Here is a 13,501-nt window from a genome sequence, read left to right as displayed (position 1 = left end):
GTCTACAGTTACAAAGTCTTGGTCTTCCAAGATCGTCATAACAAGTGTCGCAGCACCACTGCATGAAATGGTGATGCAAAGGATGTAGAAAAATCATTCAAAATCACTCCCAATTAGTTACTTTAATTAATTTTATGAATTTTGTGATGGAGGAGTACTAAAAGTTCAAGCCTGTTTTGAACAAATGAATTATTAAGTTTACTAGGTTAGGAGGGGAACCCTATTTTTGTACCAGACGAGATTAAGAAGCTTAAAGAGGATGGGGCGATATTTTACGTGTCTCATTCGGGCGGAAAAGACTCACAAGCGATGTATGCACTACTTAGGGATTATATCCCTTCCGACCAAATAGTAGTTGTTCATTCTGACTTAGGTGAAGTCGAGTGGGAAGGTGTTCAGGACCATATCCGAATGAATATTGACCATGAGCTAAATGTAGTCAGAGCGAATAAGACGCTTCTTGAAATGGTTGAAAAACGTGGCATGTGGCCAAGCGCAGCGTATCGTCAATGTACCAGCGATTTAAAGCGTGGTCCTATATTCAAGTTTATCCGAAACGATTTAAAGGCTAGGGGCGCAACTATCGCAATTAATTGTATGGGATTGAGAGCTCAAGAATCATCAGCCAGGGCAAAGAAAGTGCCATTCGCTTATAACAAACAAGAGAGTGTCAACGGTCGTGTAGTAAGGCATGTATATAACTGGTTACCGATTTTCTATTATTCCACAGATGAGGTGTTTCAAACGATCGCAGATGCTGGACAAAAGCCTTTCTGGGCATACGTTAAGAACGAACGCCTAAGTTGTGTGTTTTGCATCATGGGTTGCGTAAATGACCTACGACATGGAGCGGAACAACGTCCAGAACTTTATAAAAGGTATGTGGAGCTTGAAAAGAAAATCGGTCACACGATGTTTATGAAAGGTAAAGAGCAAGTGTGGTTAGAGGACCATGTAGGTATTAAGGCTATATGAAACAAAAGAGTAAGCGAAGTTACTAGAAGGAGGGTTAGTTCTAATGGAATACTATTTACTTTCTTTAAAATGGTCGAAAGATAGTCATTACGTATGGTGGGGTACAGATGACAGTGGCTACACCCATGATTTAAACAAAGCAGGGGTTTATTCAGAAGAACGAATCAAAAGTAGACCTCATTATTACTCAAATACCTCAACGATGCCAGTGCCGGTTGAAACAGTAAAGCAAGGTCAACTACAAACTGTTTCAGTGGCTGATTCACATAACTATAAACTATTCGGTATTGCCGAACACTTGAAAACAGCACAAGAGTATTAGGGAAGCTGAATAAGCAGATTGTTTCGTTGTCGAAGAAAAAAGCGACATAGACAGGAGGGATGAAAGTGACCAGGTCACCATTAATTTGGTTCGGTGGAAAATCGAGAATGGCAAGTCATATTATTAGAAAAATGCCACCACACGATTGTTATGTTGAATTATTCGGCGGTGCTGCTCATGTAATCGCTCAAAAGGCTCCTATTACAAATGAAGTATATAACGATATTGATGAAATTGTAGTCAACTTCTTATTAGTTGCTCGAGCTGAAACAGAACGACTAATAAAAGAATGTGAAGCATTGCCGTATAGCAGAGCTTTGTATGAAAAGTGGAAACGTGAACCGTGGCCACAAGACGAATTTGAGCGTGCAGTAAGATTTTTCTATATCAATCGTTCAGGAATTGCTAAAGGAAACGCAGATTATAACACTGGATGGAGACATAGCAAAGAACATAATACAGCCAGAACTTATCAGTCAGCTTGCCAACTAATAAAAAGCTTTGCAAAAAGAATGAGCACAGTAATGATTGATAATCGAGATTTTCGGGATATTGTAAGAGTCTATGACTCGCCAACAACTTTATTCTATGTAGACCCTCCATATGTCGAAAAAGAAAGACATTACAAACTTACTGATGATGATAAGGATAACCCTATTAAATTACATGAGGATTTATCAAAATTACTCCATCAAGTACAAGGTAAGGTTATTTTATCTTATTATGAACATCCATTATTAGATGAATTGTACTCGAACTGGAACAGGGAAAAATTCAAAGCAGTTAAACAGGTGGTTAATGGCCACAACAATACTTCTGAGGAAATGCTTTTAATGAACTATGAAATTAAGCAGTTAAGTCTATTCTGATGCTGCACTTTTCGAACAAATAGCGAAACAAAATGATAGGAGTGTTGCCTTATCTATAACGGCGATGAATTAAAAGGGGCAATTATTTTAGCAGCTGTCATATTAATTGCATTCGGAGCAGGTATTGGAGCTTTTCTATTTTGGTTATTTAGTTGATTAGGAGGATTATATGAGACACACGAATTGGATTGAACACGCTTCTCCAAAACAATTAAAGACGGGTACCGGATGGTTCGGAGAGTTAGATCGTGTTTATAGTGACAGAGGTAGTAATTACGTTGTGATGATACGGACAGTTGAAACACAATGGGGTCCAGTCGAGCATGTGTGTATTAGAAATGCCAAAAGCACGGATATTCCTTGGGCAGAAAAACAACGCATCAAGAATGAGATTTTCGGAGAAGAACGTGTTGCTGTTGAAGTGTTTCCTAAGACTAGTGAACTAGTTGACCATGCTATGATGTATCACTTGTGGGTGTTACCAGATGATATGACTATACCATTCGGTATTAATTAGGAGGGAAAGAGGATGTCAGAAAGCGCATTTAAAGGAACGGTAAAAGAAGGATTTGAACGTCGCTTCACTGTTATCAATGAGCGAGATTTTCAAAAATATGTACCAGAATCAATACAGCATGACTTTTGGGTTGAGTTTAATCAAGCACAAAATTGGATTGAAGATGGCAGAATGCAAGAAGGAAAGCAACCTTTTAATAATTTTGTGGTTATTAATTTGGACGAGCCTTACATCAAGGAAATCATTGAAATTATGAAGAGACATGGACATTGGGGTTAAGGAGGGAAAAATAATGGAATTGAAAATGTACGTATTTGGTGAAAGTGAATGCGGTGTTATCGAATGGGTTTGTGCTACAAGCAAAGAGGAAGCTATCAATATTTATAAGAATATTTGCGGTGAAGAATGCTGGAAGGAAATCACTGAAAGTTACGAGAACGATGAAGATTATGTGCGTGAAATGAGTCCAGATGAAGAGTTTACTTATTATCATGATGGGAAGACACCTGACAAAGACACGATAGCTAATCACATTAAAAAGTACTGCACGAAACCAGATATGTTCGCATGTAGTGAGTTTTAATGAACATAAGGTAGGAGGAGTTAATTTGGAGATTAATACTTATCCAGAAATGGATGCAAAAATAAAAGATATCCTTCGAATCGGTGGAACGCAAAGTGGGTTATATGCTGCACAAAGGATTGAGGATTTAGAAAAGGAAATTGAACGGTTGAAAGAAGCTGAATTTATAGCGTGTTCTAAACACTATGAATTCATTGAAGAAATCGAAAAACAGCAGCAGGAAATTGAAGATTTGAAGGAATCATTAAGCCTCGAGGGCAAAGCTCATAATTACAACGTTGAACAGTTAGAAAGCGAAATCGGTCACTACCAGCAGAAAGTTCAAGGCTTAGAAGAAGAAAACGGGGAAATGGCTGAAAAGCATGCCGAGAAAGATATCATCATGGGGAATATGCAGGAGGATATAGAGCGTCTAGAAGGAATTCATTTAGATTTGGCATTAGACTATGCGCACTTAGAAATTCAAACAACCAACTCATTAAAACAGGAAAATGATAAGTTAATCGAGATAGAAGGTCAGAAGATTAAGTAAACTCACGATAGAGGGAGGTGCTTAAAATGTCCGTTGGAAAAGTAGAAGTTTGGTTCATGACAGAAGAGGAACGTCTAGCTTATATTGAAAAACATCCCATTACACCCATAAAAAAGCCAAAGGGTACTTCGTTCGGTGAAGCGGCCGCACAATTAAGTCTCGCCAGTCATAAGCCAAGATGGGGTTATAGCAATTTAAAAAGTAAAAGGGGCTAATGATGGTCGAAACATGTGATAAATGCGGGAAGATCCTCAGTGTTGAAAATAGCGAAGATTTCTTCGTAGAAACGCAGGATGGAAGTTTTGTATTTTGTGAGACGCATTGGATTGAATTTGAGAAAAAATAAAAAAGCCAGGACTTCTCCCGGCACCCAAAATCATTATAACATGGGAGGAGTCCATATGCGGCTACAAAATATTCAAATAAATCCTACTACTAATAGACTAGAACTTGATATAATGGACAAAAAAGGAAGCTTTGCAATTGTAGTGTGTGATGGAAAAGCGAGGTTAACGGAGCTGCCTCCTCATGGAGAGACAAAGATTATTACGCACCAAGGCAAAGTGAAGAGGGTAAAGTTTGATGAAGGGGAAGATTTTTAAGACAATTAGAAGAATATTGAAGTTAATATTCATAGGTTTTATTTTACCAATCTTAATTTTAATATTTTGCTATGCCGCGGGAGTTCGAGGTGATTTATACAATATATTAATGCTTCTCGCACTTAGTTACATGTACATGGTTTTGATGATTTCATTATTTTTTGCAAGTTCTAAGAAAAGTAAATTCAACAAAAAGTATACACTTTATCAATGGACGGATGAACTTATTGACTACAACGATCGTCTAGAATACGCATTAAAGCATCAACAACTAAGTATCAACACATTAGAAAATTTGAATAATATAAAAAGTATTTTGATGGTAATTACTAATAGAAAAAAAGAATCGTTGAGGATGTATCTAGCTTATTATTCTCAACAGTTAAAGGAGTCCTCTGAAGAGCTTTATCTAAAGTCAGTTATTACATTTTTGATTCCGATATCGACATTCGTTTTGCGTGATTATATACCAAAAGTTGAAGGTTTCGAAACTTACTCTTTCTTTTTTGTGATTTTAATTATTTTTATTACAATAGCAGTTATTTCGGATAAGTTAATATCTAACAAGAAAAGAATTGGTATTATAATGGAGATAATTAGTATTTGTATAGAAGAGATTGAACAGGAAGAAAAAAAGAAAGGTGAGAATTAGTTTGGAACTTCTGATAAAGATATTAGGAACTGATCCAGGTTTAAAAATCAAGATAAACAAGGAGCTTGTTGAAAAAACTGTTAATAAAACATCATTTTTAGATTATTGTAAGAGGTACAATTTGACTAGCGGAAATTTGCGTTCATATTTTTGTAAAGATGAATTTGGAAAAATCTACAGTCCGAGATGGGTTTTGGAATATTGGAGAGATTGTGAACCGGAGTTGTTTAAACCTTATAAGGAAAAACATGAACTTACTTATAATCACTCAAGAGACGGTCTTAAGATTTTCGAGAGGATAGGAATCATAGTATACAGGAAGAATAAGGTATTACCTTAATACAATGTTCTACCAGCCAACTGGAGGACACTGAATGACGCTTTTTAGCGTTGTTTGGTGTCCTTTTTTATTTTCCAATAAAGGAGACAAGATTATGAATCCATCTTTAAGAGACCAGCTGAAAGAATGGCAAAAATTGCATCCAGAATCTGCTCCTAAGAAAACAAAAGAAAATGTACCTCCTCAGAAGCCTAAAAAGGCGAAATCTGAGAGTTTAAGTGAATCGGATATTAGAAATCTCATGAACACAAATATGCGTACTCTTCGCAGAAAAAAAGGCGGTGCTTGGAAGTGAACGGGAATTGGGCGGATAGATTAATCCAAGAATACTCTGACGGAAAACGTCAATTAAACAAACTACGCAAAAAACTGAATCCTGAGATACCAGCTGACTATGAGGACAGAAAAAATGTTAGTGGCATGATTGAGGATATGGACTTTGTGATTGAATGGTTAGAGACAGGGAGACAACCAGGCTTAAGACGTGGAGTGGATAAGAGGACTATCTATCAAAAGCGTTCTCTTGAGAGCATGGATATCATTCCAGATATTACGGAGCAATTGGCATCCAATGATAAGCCTTTATATATTCCAGAGGACCAGAAAAGAGTACTGATCAATATCTTATCTTCGTTTTCTCTACGTGAAAGGCAGTGCTATATCTTACATGCAGCACAAGGAATGAGCATGCAGGAAATTGCAGATGAAATTGGTTTGAAAAAGAGAACTGTTCAGCAGTATATTGAGCGAGCAAGAAAAAAAGTCGAGCAGAGAGTTTCGTGACGTACGGTTTGACGTACGGAGTATGTATTATTGAAAGAGGTTTATTAAAACATGCAGTATATATTTAATTCTCTAATGTCGCAGAAGTGATGTAGGTTCGCTCCTAGTGGACACTTCTTTCATATCGCATGGCACTTCTAGACCGTCAGAATTATATTAACTTTAGTATTACGATGAGTAGTATAAATAGGATTATAATCTCTTGCATGGTTCCACCTTCTTTCCAGAAGGCCACTAAATAGAATTTTATAAAATTTCAGGAATAAATTCATTAGTTAATTAGTTGAAATGAAGGAAAATATCCCCTTTTGTCGAAATAAGTTGATGAAAGGAGGATTAAAATGAAAAAGAATCTTTTATATGGTAATGGAGTTACTATTCAGTTCGGGGGAAAACATTACTTCAATGACAAGATTATAAAGCGAGCATTGAATAATATTAATACAAAAAAGTTCCCACAAGAGATATACCCTAGAGAAATTAAACCATGGTTGGAGTATTTGCATTCAAGAATTCCTTTCGTTTTAGAAGGGGACTATGATGAGTATCCAAATACAGCTGAGATGAGATACTCACTAACAAAATTTCAAGAGAAATACGAAACAGCAGGATTAAAAGCCAAAATACATGAAATCGGATTTGAAGATTATTTTTTATTAAATTTTTTAGTCTGTTTTAAAGAGAAAATTGTTAACCCTCAAATGTTTCAAATTAAAGAATCATTAAGACGTTTTTTTATTGATTCAATATTTAATGACGGAAAAATTCAAAGTATCCATCAAAATTTCTCTGATGGATTTATAGAGTTCGTTAAGCAATACGATAATATTTTTACAACTAATTACGATTGGAATATAGAAAAGGCAACTCAAAAAGAAGTTCATTATTTACACGGTTGTTTTCATGAAATAGCTGAGGAATATGATCCAGAAAGTTTTAGAAATAGATTAACTGATGCTCCAATAAAAGTTGATCAAATTAAAGATGGTTATGAATATCTATACTCTAATGCACTAACTGCATATTCTGGTTGGGACAAAAAATTCATGCTCGATATGAAAATAAACGCAAATAAAGCGATGGATAAATTTGTTACTGGATTAAAAGAACAGCCAGAGTTATGGGATGAAGTTAATAAATGGGAAAATGATGATAATCAATTAGTTAAAAATATGTTTGAATCCATAAAACTAAAAACAGAAGATGAAACCTTAAGATTCAGAGAAAATTTATCTTTTGAACTATTTTCCACAATAAGTGGAGAACTTTCTATCCTCGGTTTATCTCCTTATAATGACAATCATATATTTGAAACAGTAGCAAACAATCAAGAAGTAAAAAAAATTAACTATTACTTTTATGATGAACTTGAGGCAGAGATTGTAAAATCAATTCTATCTGAAAAGGATATAGAGTTCATTGATGTTAAAGGTTTATGGGATAGTTTTCAATAAACTACAGAGAAGCGCTCAATTGGGTGCTTTTTTCTTTGTCTAAAACAATATTGGGGGTGTAGGTGATATGTGATGCCTAACTGGGATGAAATAAGAAAAGAATTTGAATCATCGAAGATTACTTTAGCTGCATTAGCAGAAAAATACGGTATCAAATTAGGCACATTAAAGAGCCGAAAAAGCCGTGAAGGTTGGTCTAGGGGATCTCCTAAAAAGGATGCAACCAAAAATAAAAAAGTTGCAACCCAAAAACAGAAGGATGCATCCCAAAAGGACTCATCCATGGAACCTCTTGAAGATATTGAGATTAATATAGATAACTTCTTGGAAGATAGCGGACTTACAGACAGGCAAAGGATTTTCTGTCTTTATTATGTTCGTACTTTCAATGCAACTCAATCTGCTATTAATGCGGGATATTCGAAAGCGACTGCTCATGTGCAAGGTCCTAGGTTGTTAAGCAATGTTAGAGTTCGTGATGAAATTAAAAGGTTAAAGCAAGCAATGGTCAACGAGCTATTCGTTGAAGCTGTGGATGTTCTGCAGAAGTATATTAAAATTGCTTTCTCAGATATCACGGACTACTTAACATTCGGTCAAAAAGAGGTACCTGTCATCAATGCCTTTGGTCCAGTTCTTGATGATGAGGGCAGACAATTAATGAAAGAAGTGAACTATGTTGATTTTAAGGATTCGGGTTACGTTGATGGAACGATAATAGCAGAGGTGAAACAAGGAAAAGATGGGGTATCAATAAAGCTAGAAGATCGTAAGTGGGCGCTAGATAAGTTAGATAGATACTTCGATTTATTACCTGACCACTTTAAACGACGTATTGAAGAAGAAAAACTTAAGATTGCACATCATAAAGCATTTGGTAGTGATGGTCCAGACGAATATGAGGATGATGGCTTTGAAGATGCTTTAAATGCCACAACTTCGGAGGTGTGGGGAAATGTTAGCTCAACCGACGAAGAAAGTTAAGGAGTTTTCCTTTCTCGTAAATGCTCCAAGAAGAAAAAAACCGGCACCTTTCCAATTCAAGCCTTTCTCAATTAAACAAAAACAGGTCTTAACATGGTGGCGAAAAGGATCCCCTGTTAAGGACAAGGATGGCATTATATGTGATGGTGCTGTTCGTGCTGGAAAAACTGTTGTTATGGCCCTTTCCTATGTTATGTGGGGGATGGATTCGTTTAATGAAGTTAATCTAGGAATGGCAGGAAAGACGATTGGTTCATTTCGTCGAAATGTGATTACCCCTTTAAAAAGAATGTTAAAGTCAAGGGGATACAAAGTTAAGGACCATAGAGCAGATAATTTTCTTACTGTTTCCTACAAAGGGAAAACCAATTACTTTTATATTTTTGGTGGTAAAGACGAGGGGTCGCAAGATTTAATTCAAGGGATTACGCTCGCTGGTATGTTCTTTGATGAGGTGGCTTTAATGCCTCAATCATTTGTTAACCAAGCAACTGCTCGTTGTTCTGTGGATGGAGCCAAGTTTTGGTTTAACTGCAACCCAGCAGGACCGTATCATTGGTTCAAACTCGAATGGTTAGACCAATTAGAAGATAAGAACATGTTGCATATCCATTTTACTATGGATGATAACTTATCCCTCACTGAAACGACTAAAAATCGTTATAAGCGAATGTATAAAGGCATTTTCTATCAACGCTATATTTTAGGTCTTTGGGTACTTGCCGAGGGTGTTATTTATGACATGTTTAATAAAGACATTCATGTTGTTCCAAACAGTCAGCGAAGATATACCAAACATTATGTAAGTATTGACTATGGTACCCAGAACCCAACGACATTTGGTCTTTGGGGTTTTTGTGATGGAACCTGGTATAAGGTCAAAGAGTATCACTATGATGGTCGCCAGCGAAGTAAGCAGAAAACGGATGAGGAGTATTTGAAGGATCTCCTAACTTTCATCGAAGGTTTGGGGAATTTTAAAGGTGTCATCGTCGATCCGTCAGCTGCATCATTCATTGCTCTGCTTAAGAAAAACGGATTGAAAGTCATTAAAGCGAAAAATGATGTTATCACTGGTATTCGTAATGTAGCTAATGCCCTAACGAACAAATTAATTAAATATAACGACTGCTGTAAAGAGACATTCCGTGAATATTCTTCTTATATTTGGGATGAAAAGGCTGCAGATCGAGGCGAGGATAAACCAGTAAAACAAAATGACCACCAAATGGATGGAGATCGTTATTTCGTTAATACCATTCTATTCAATAATCAAAGCGTGGCCGTGCTGAAATGAGGTGATAAACTTGTTAATAGAGGATTTATTTAGAAAACCACAATACGAATATTTCAATGACATCATCAAGAATATGGTTGATGGAGTGATAACAGAAGACCAGGTACTTGTCCAAGAGATTAAGGATTGGCTTAAGAGTGACAAAAGAAGTAGCATGCTTCAAGGTGAAAAATACTATCGCAACGAAACAGAAATTCGCGAGAAGAAAAAACAAGTTGTTGATTGGAAGTCCAATATTAAACTTGAACACGGATTTACCAAAAAGCTTGTAGATCAGAAGGTTGGATATCTCCTATCCAAGCAACCGACAATAGCAACTAAGAATGATACGTATCGTGAACAATTAAATGATGTTTTTAACAAGAAGTTATTGAAAATTTTAAAGAATATTGGTAAAGAAGCAATCAATAAAGGGATTGCTTATTTATATGTCTATTACAATGAACAAGGTGTTCTTTCGTTTAAAAAATTCCCTTCTGAACAGATTCTTCCCTTCTGGAAGGATGACGAGCATACGGAAGTGACGGCTTTTATCCGTGTGTATGATGAATTAGTTTTCCTTGATGGCAAAAAAGTAACCATCACAAAGGTTGAATACCATCATCCGAAAGGAATCAATTATTTCATCCTTGAAGGGGGAAAACTGGTTGTAGATGTGGCTGGGGGAATAGAAGTGAATCACCATTTCACGATTAATGAAAAGCCGTACTTGTTTAATAGAATACCGTTAATCCCTTTCAAGTACAACGAAGAAGAGCAGCCTTTGCTAGAGTCTATTAAATCTTTAATAGATAATTATAATACGCAGTCTTCCACCAATGCAGATTTACTTGCTGACATTCCTAAATTCATTTATAAGCTTATCAACTATGGGGGAACGGACCTTAAGGAATTTCTTTCGGATCTGAATCTTTATAAAGCCGTTAAACTTGATGAAAATGGTGACTTAGACAAGTTACAAGCTGAACCGAGTACCGAAGCCACTGAAAAAGAACTGGACCGAGATCGTAAATCCATTTATGAATTTGGCCGAGGTGTAGATACGACTGATGAAAACTTAGGTAATGCATCAGGTGTTGCCTTACGTTATCGTTATTCCGATTTAGATATGGATTGTAACATCTTGGAGACAGAGTTCCAGTCTTCGATTGAGCATTTACTTTGGTTTGTCGATAAGTATTTAATGATGACAGGGAAAGGTGATTTCTCCAATGAGACGGCTAATATTATTTTTAACCGTGATATCATTATTAACGAATCAGAAGTCATTGAAGATTGCTCTACTTCAGTTGGGATTCTAGATGACAAGACTATTCGTGAAAACCATCCATGGTACAACGAAGAAGTGGAAAAGAGACTTGAAGAGCAGAAGAAAAAAGAGCAAGAAGAGTTCGACCAGTATAGGGGTACCTTTCTAAAACAGAATGGCGGTTATCTAGATGGCGAAGAGTAGGAAGTATTGGCAAAAGCGATTCGAAATGCTGATGGACGCCGAGTTGAGAAAAAGTGAAACTTACCTAAATGATCTAGAAAAAGCCTACACTCAGACAATGGCGGAGATCGAAAAGGATATCTCTCGTTGGTATACCCGTTTTGCTGCTAATAATGAAATTTCACTAGCGGAATCTAAAAGATTACTGAAAACAAACGAATTGAAAGAGTTCCTTTGGACGGTTGAAGAGTATATCGAATACGGTGAAAAGAATGCTCTTAATCAGATGTGGATGAAACAACTGGAGAACGCTTCGGCTAGGGTCCATATTAGTCGTTTAGAAAGTTTACAGATTCAGCTACAACAGCATGTCGAAAAGCTATATGGTTCCCATATTGAAGGAACAGAAAGGCTCATGAAGGATCTTTATCAAGACCAATATTATCATGTAGCTTTTGAAGTCCAGTCAGCATTCCAAATTGGATTTACTTTGCAAGCTTTGGATGAAAATAAGTTGACGAAGATTATTAGCAAACCTTGGGCAGTTGATGGTAATACGTTCAGTGCAAAAATTTGGGGAGATAAACAGTTATTGATCAACACTCTTCATACGGAACTCATCCAGTCCATTGCTCGAGGCGAGGCACCTGACAGGATGATCGGTGTCATTGCTAAAAAAATGAATACTTCCAAACATAAAGCTGGGCGGTTAGTGATGACTGAGTCGGCTTTTTTTAGTGCGGCTGCACAAAGAGATGCTTTCAAAGAATTAGAGGTTGAGCAATATGAAATTATTGCAACGCTCGATAATAAAACATCTGACATTTGCCAATCTATGGATGGGAAAGTATTCAAAATGAGTGAGTTTGAACCAGGCGTTACTGCGAATCCATTTCATCCGTGGTGCAGGACTACGACAGCTCCTTATTTTGAGGATGATTACAGTCAGCGAATTGCTAGAGGGAACGACGGCAAGGTTTACTATATTGATAGCAAGATTAAGTTCCCAGAGTGGAAAAAGCGATTTGTTGCGTAGGAGTTAAATTGGGTATTCGTCTTTTTAGCATTTGAAGACGTAAAAGAATAAAGCTGGTCGTGGACGTAACCACGTAAAAATAATCGTAACCAATGGAGGTAGCAAATATGAAAAGAGAATTTTTAGAAGGTTTAGGTCTAGAAAAAGACAAGATTGATTCCATCATGGCTGAGCATGGGAAAACTGTTGAATCTTATAAATCTAAGAACACTGACTTAACAGGAAGTTTGGACGATTTAAAGAAACAGTTGGGTCAGCGAGATAAAGACCTGAAGGAATTGAAGAAGCAAGTAGGGGATAGTGAGGAATTAAAGACGAAGCTAGATAATCTGCAAAAGCAATATGATGCGGATAAAACTGATTATGAGACTAAGTTAAAAGATACCCAATTATCCAGTGCTTTAAAGTTAGCTCTAGCCGGTAAGGTCCATGATGCTGACCTTGTAACAGGTCTTATCGACAAAACGAAAATTGAATTAGGCGAGGACGGGAACGTCTCTAAGGGACTTGATGAGCAGTTAAAAACGCTGCAAGAATCAAAGTCCTTTTTGTTTGTACCTGAGCAAGATACCACAACTATATCTGGTATTTCTCCAGCTGGTGGACAGGGTGGGAATAGTGGCAATCAGGGGGCCGGTGATAGCTTTGGTAAGAAGCTTGCCGAAGAATTAGCAAAGAGTAACACAGGATTAGATGAAGCGAGAAATTCTTACTTTGAATAAGGAGGAGAAAATCAATGAGTAAATTTGTAGAAACTACTTATGGAAACAAAAAAGGAATCTTGAAGTTTCCTGATCATTATGTGAATTTGGCTGTTACCGTAAGTGATGCTGGAATTACAACGAATGCAGATGGAAAGAAAATCGTTCCTGCTGGGACTATTGTGGGCGGTGGATTTTTAGAAAGTGAATCTGAGCATGCTGTAAAAGCAACAACTACTGAGGATGTCTCCAATGCGGAAGGCGTTCTTTTTTATGATGTGGATGTTACTTATGGTCCTGCACCAGGGGCAGCATTAATCCACGGCTTTGTTGCTTTAGATAAGCTGCCGACTGCACCAACTGCAGAAGAAAAGGCAGCCCTTAAACAAATTACATTTTTGAAATAAGAAAGGAATGATATA

Annotated in this window: 20 protein-coding genes; all 20 read left to right on the top strand. The window is 36.8% G+C overall.

The features are described from left to right. Positions 1-276 precede the first annotated feature (276 nt). Positions 277-975: a phosphoadenosine phosphosulfate reductase family protein gene (locus AA0X71_RS13815; RefSeq protein WP_413355886.1), complete on the top strand. Its 699-nt coding sequence runs from the start codon at positions 277-279 to the stop codon at positions 973-975. Between the two features lie 43 nt (positions 976-1,018). Continuing rightward, positions 1,019-1,297 (top strand): hypothetical protein, encoded by a 279-nt coding sequence (locus AA0X71_RS13810; protein ID WP_413355885.1) that lies wholly within the window; start codon positions 1,019-1,021, stop codon positions 1,295-1,297. Positions 1,298-1,356: 59 nt separating this feature from the next. Beyond that, complete coding sequence (locus AA0X71_RS13805) at positions 1,357-2,166, top strand: DNA adenine methylase (protein ID WP_413355884.1); 810 nt, start codon at positions 1,357-1,359, stop codon at positions 2,164-2,166. A 169-nt stretch (positions 2,167-2,335) separates the two neighbouring features. Next, positions 2,336-2,683: a hypothetical protein gene (locus AA0X71_RS13800; RefSeq protein WP_413355883.1), complete on the top strand. Its 348-nt coding sequence runs from the start codon at positions 2,336-2,338 to the stop codon at positions 2,681-2,683. A 12-nt stretch (positions 2,684-2,695) separates the two neighbouring features. Continuing rightward, a complete protein-coding gene (locus AA0X71_RS13795) occupies positions 2,696-2,962 on the top strand; it encodes a hypothetical protein (RefSeq protein ID WP_413355882.1) in 267 nt (88 codons plus the stop codon). A 13-nt stretch (positions 2,963-2,975) separates the two neighbouring features. Further along, complete coding sequence (locus AA0X71_RS13790) at positions 2,976-3,266, top strand: hypothetical protein (protein ID WP_413355881.1); 291 nt, start codon at positions 2,976-2,978, stop codon at positions 3,264-3,266. 25 nt (positions 3,267-3,291) lie between these two features. Further along, entirely contained in the window at positions 3,292-3,798 is a 507-nt protein-coding gene (locus AA0X71_RS13785) for a hypothetical protein (RefSeq protein WP_413355880.1), read from the top strand. 26 nt (positions 3,799-3,824) lie between these two features. Further along, positions 3,825-4,013, top strand: a complete 189-nt coding sequence (locus AA0X71_RS13780; RefSeq protein WP_413355879.1) for a hypothetical protein — start codon at positions 3,825-3,827, stop codon at positions 4,011-4,013. Positions 4,014-4,199: 186 nt separating this feature from the next. Beyond that, on the top strand, positions 4,200-4,400 hold the full coding sequence (locus AA0X71_RS13775) for an XtrA/YqaO family protein (protein WP_413355878.1): 201 nt from the start codon (positions 4,200-4,202) through the stop codon (positions 4,398-4,400). After that, positions 4,381-5,052: a hypothetical protein gene (locus AA0X71_RS13770; RefSeq protein ID WP_413355877.1), complete on the top strand. Its 672-nt coding sequence runs from the start codon at positions 4,381-4,383 to the stop codon at positions 5,050-5,052. The genes AA0X71_RS13775 and AA0X71_RS13770 overlap by 20 nt, the downstream gene beginning before the upstream one ends. 1 nt (position 5,053) lies before the next feature. Further along, positions 5,054-5,392: a hypothetical protein gene (locus AA0X71_RS13765; protein WP_413355876.1), complete on the top strand. Its 339-nt coding sequence runs from the start codon at positions 5,054-5,056 to the stop codon at positions 5,390-5,392. Positions 5,393-5,426: 34 nt separating this feature from the next. Continuing rightward, positions 5,427-5,687, top strand: a complete 261-nt coding sequence (locus AA0X71_RS13760) for a hypothetical protein (protein WP_413355875.1) — start codon at positions 5,427-5,429, stop codon at positions 5,685-5,687. Continuing rightward, the gene (locus tag AA0X71_RS13755) at positions 5,684-6,175 is read left to right on the top strand and encodes a sigma factor-like helix-turn-helix DNA-binding protein (RefSeq protein ID WP_413355874.1); all 492 of its coding nucleotides are present in this window, start codon (positions 5,684-5,686) and stop codon (positions 6,173-6,175) included. Before AA0X71_RS13760 ends, AA0X71_RS13755 begins: the two co-directional genes overlap by 4 nt. A 341-nt stretch (positions 6,176-6,516) precedes the next feature. Continuing rightward, positions 6,517-7,629 (top strand): hypothetical protein, encoded by a 1,113-nt coding sequence (locus tag AA0X71_RS13750; protein ID WP_413355873.1) that lies wholly within the window; start codon positions 6,517-6,519, stop codon positions 7,627-7,629. Positions 7,630-7,701: 72 nt separating this feature from the next. After that, positions 7,702-8,613, top strand: coding sequence for a terminase small subunit (locus AA0X71_RS13745; protein ID WP_413355872.1), 912 nt, complete (start codon positions 7,702-7,704; stop codon positions 8,611-8,613). Further along, entirely contained in the window at positions 8,585-9,910 is a 1,326-nt protein-coding gene (locus AA0X71_RS13740) for a PBSX family phage terminase large subunit (RefSeq protein ID WP_413355871.1), read from the top strand. The genes AA0X71_RS13745 and AA0X71_RS13740 overlap by 29 nt, the downstream gene beginning before the upstream one ends. A gap of 10 nt (positions 9,911-9,920) precedes the next feature. Further along, on the top strand, positions 9,921-11,363 hold the full coding sequence (locus AA0X71_RS13735) for a phage portal protein (RefSeq protein WP_413355870.1): 1,443 nt from the start codon (positions 9,921-9,923) through the stop codon (positions 11,361-11,363). After that, complete coding sequence (locus tag AA0X71_RS13730) at positions 11,350-12,378, top strand: minor capsid protein (protein ID WP_413355869.1); 1,029 nt, start codon at positions 11,350-11,352, stop codon at positions 12,376-12,378. The genes AA0X71_RS13735 and AA0X71_RS13730 overlap by 14 nt, the downstream gene beginning before the upstream one ends. Positions 12,379-12,485: 107 nt before the next feature. After that, entirely contained in the window at positions 12,486-13,100 is a 615-nt protein-coding gene (locus AA0X71_RS13725) for a phage scaffolding protein (protein ID WP_413355868.1), read from the top strand. A gap of 14 nt (positions 13,101-13,114) precedes the next feature. Then, positions 13,115-13,486, top strand: a complete 372-nt coding sequence (locus AA0X71_RS13720) for a hypothetical protein (RefSeq protein ID WP_413355867.1) — start codon at positions 13,115-13,117, stop codon at positions 13,484-13,486. Positions 13,487-13,501 lie beyond the last annotated feature (15 nt).

Origin of the sequence: Robertmurraya phoenicis (assembly GCF_047302285.1) — a bacterium.
Lineage (GTDB): Bacteria > Bacillota > Bacilli > Bacillales > Cytobacillaceae > Robertmurraya.
Note: the sequence above shows the minus strand (reverse complement) of the source record. Positions and strands in the feature narration are given on the sequence as shown.

Coding starts and splice junctions, on each gene's coding strand:
- AA0X71_RS13810 (WP_413355885.1), top strand. CDS start 1,019: ATGGAATACTATTTACTTTCTTTAAAATGGTCGAAAGATAGTCATTAC.
- AA0X71_RS13805 (WP_413355884.1), top strand. CDS start 1,357: ATGAAAGTGACCAGGTCACCATTAATTTGGTTCGGTGGAAAATCGAGA.
- AA0X71_RS13800 (WP_413355883.1), top strand. CDS start 2,336: ATGAGACACACGAATTGGATTGAACACGCTTCTCCAAAACAATTAAAG.
- AA0X71_RS13795 (WP_413355882.1), top strand. CDS start 2,696: ATGTCAGAAAGCGCATTTAAAGGAACGGTAAAAGAAGGATTTGAACGT.
- AA0X71_RS13790 (WP_413355881.1), top strand. CDS start 2,976: ATGGAATTGAAAATGTACGTATTTGGTGAAAGTGAATGCGGTGTTATC.
- AA0X71_RS13780 (WP_413355879.1), top strand. CDS start 3,825: ATGTCCGTTGGAAAAGTAGAAGTTTGGTTCATGACAGAAGAGGAACGT.
- AA0X71_RS13775 (WP_413355878.1), top strand. CDS start 4,200: ATGCGGCTACAAAATATTCAAATAAATCCTACTACTAATAGACTAGAA.
- AA0X71_RS13770 (WP_413355877.1), top strand. CDS start 4,381: ATGAAGGGGAAGATTTTTAAGACAATTAGAAGAATATTGAAGTTAATA.
- AA0X71_RS13760 (WP_413355875.1), top strand. CDS start 5,427: ATGACGCTTTTTAGCGTTGTTTGGTGTCCTTTTTTATTTTCCAATAAA.
- AA0X71_RS13750 (WP_413355873.1), top strand. CDS start 6,517: ATGAAAAAGAATCTTTTATATGGTAATGGAGTTACTATTCAGTTCGGG.
- AA0X71_RS13745 (WP_413355872.1), top strand. CDS start 7,702: ATGCCTAACTGGGATGAAATAAGAAAAGAATTTGAATCATCGAAGATT.
- AA0X71_RS13740 (WP_413355871.1), top strand. CDS start 8,585: ATGTTAGCTCAACCGACGAAGAAAGTTAAGGAGTTTTCCTTTCTCGTA.
- AA0X71_RS13730 (WP_413355869.1), top strand. CDS start 11,350: ATGGCGAAGAGTAGGAAGTATTGGCAAAAGCGATTCGAAATGCTGATG.
- AA0X71_RS13725 (WP_413355868.1), top strand. CDS start 12,486: ATGAAAAGAGAATTTTTAGAAGGTTTAGGTCTAGAAAAAGACAAGATT.
- AA0X71_RS13720 (WP_413355867.1), top strand. CDS start 13,115: ATGAGTAAATTTGTAGAAACTACTTATGGAAACAAAAAAGGAATCTTG.